Consider the following 2,123-nt stretch of genomic DNA (forward strand, 5'->3'; position numbering starts at 1 on the left):
TAACGGTGGAAACCGAGTTATTACATTGTCCAAGGTCAATGTATCTCGGAATATCCGTACCTGGAACGACTCCGTAATCAACATCGTTAAAACGGAACTTACCGCATGAAGTAGTCAGAATTACTGCCTCTGGAGGAAGAGATGTTGCAAGCTCACGGTAGTATTCGCCGCCTTTTCCTGGCGCGTCGCAGCCTGCTATGACGAAGAAGCGTTTAATCTTTCCATCTTTCACTGCCTGAATGACTTCTGGAGCTAGACCAAGCACAGTTTCGTGGTGGAAACCCGTGACTAAGGTTTCTTCGGAATTCATATCGGCTTCTGGAAGCTCCAATGCTTTGTCAATCAACAAGGAGAAATCATCATTTTCAATTTTTCTTACATTTTCAAGTCCTGTCACTTCATATGTAAACATACGGTCAGCGTAGGACCCTTTAATTGGCATAACGCAGTTTGTCGTTGCAAGAATCGCACCTGGGAATTTTTCAAACAGGCGGCGCTGGTCAAACCAGGCCTTTCCGATGTTTCCTTTTAGGTGCGGGTATTTTTTCAATGCAGGATAGCCATGGGCAGGCAGCATCTCTGAGTGGGTATAAATGTTGATGCCTTTACCTTCCGTCTGTTTAAGCAGTTCTTCTAAGGCGAATAAGTTATGACCAGTAACAACGATGCACTTTCCCTCAATCTTATTCTGGCTTACACGGACCGGCTGTGGAATGCCCAAACGGCTAGTGTGTGCTTCATCAAGTATTTCCATTACCCGAACTGCTGATTGGCCAACTTTCATAGCCATATCAATATGCTCCTGAACATTGAAGTTGGAATTGGTTAATGTCATATATAGTGCTTCGTGAGTAGTTGCGTCTACAAACGGGTCGGTAAATCCAAGCTGATTAGCATGCGTCCTATATGCTGCAATCCCTTTTAAGGCAAAAATAATTGTATCCTGCAGGCTTGCAATTGTTTCATCTTTTCCGCAAACTCCTACGACTTTACAGCCTCCAGTTGGTGTCTGTTCACATTGGTAACAAAACATGTGTATACCCCTCTTCTGCTTTATTTACTGTTTCAGCATACAAAGGAAAACAATTTTGTAATGTGACCAAAATCACACTAAAAGCATTTTTCACAAAGTGTTCAAAAAACGGTGACGAAAAAAAACGCAGGAATGTTTTTGTAAAAAGCATGTAGAGAGAATAATTGAACACGGACATTCCGTCTCTCATATTCTATTATAAGAATTTCTGCAGAGGAGGATGAGACACGATGGCACCTAACCATCCTGATCGCCCAAAAAGACATGAAGCCCTGGAACAATGGTTTAAATCAATGAATCATATCATGCAGGAAAAACCTGTAAAAGGAATATTACAAAGTATTGACGATTTCTTCAGACAGCCCTTCCCCTATTCCACCATTCATGTTGACGTAAATGAAACAGACACTGAATACGAAGTGACAGCTGAACTGCCAGGTATTAAAAAAGACCAGATTTCCATCGATGTAATAAACAACGCGTTAACGATCACTGTAAATAAGTCAGAGACATCTACTGAAGTCAACGATTTAGAAAAAACGCACAGACACAGGTCCTCAATGCAAAGGTTCAGCAGAACGATACCATTTGCTCAGCCAATTAACGAGAGGAAAATTCGGGCTTCCTACATCGATGGTCTACTCAAAATAAAAATTGCTAAAAAACCAGGTAAGAAAATAGATATATTAATAGATCAAGACTAAAAAAGCAGGCAATCGCCTGCTTTCAGTTTGTAGATAAAAAGGGCAAGTAAGATATAAAATGATCTTTTGTAGAGACTCTAACAAATGAGCATTAGCAGCCTTTAGAGTATCATTCAAACCGGCTTTACACACAAGAATGAGTTCCCTTTAAAATTGGTCCACCATTAAAGCCAGAGTACTTAAAAGAGCAAAAAAGATGACACCATTAAGGCCCCTTAGGTACTTAAAAAAGAAATAATTGGAAAAACCGAGCGCTAATAAGGCCTCTTAGTCACTTAATAAAGCAATATTTGGAAAAGGTGAGCGCTAATAAGGCCCTTTAGTTACTTGAAAAAGAAATACTTGGAAAAATTGAGCGCTAATAAGGTCTCTTAGTTACTTATTAA

The 2,123-nt window shown here is 40.1% G+C and carries 2 protein-coding genes; one reads left to right on the forward strand and one right to left on the reverse strand.

The window, feature by feature from the left end:
* Window positions 1-1,033, reverse strand: a 1,033-nt coding sequence (gene hcp / locus WB217_RS15615) for a hydroxylamine reductase (protein WP_423994172.1), incomplete at its 3' end; no start/stop codon positions are given.
* A 230-nt stretch (window positions 1,034-1,263) separates the two neighbouring features.
* Between hcp and WB217_RS15620 the strand changes: the two genes are divergently transcribed.
* Complete coding sequence (locus tag WB217_RS15620) at window positions 1,264-1,737, forward strand: Hsp20/alpha crystallin family protein (RefSeq protein ID WP_423994173.1); 474 nt, start codon at window positions 1,264-1,266, stop codon at window positions 1,735-1,737.
* Window positions 1,738-2,123 lie beyond the last annotated feature (386 nt).

Source organism: Mesobacillus sp. (genome assembly GCF_049588175.1).
Taxonomy (GTDB): Bacteria; Bacillota; Bacilli; order Bacillales; family Cytobacillaceae; genus Mesobacillus.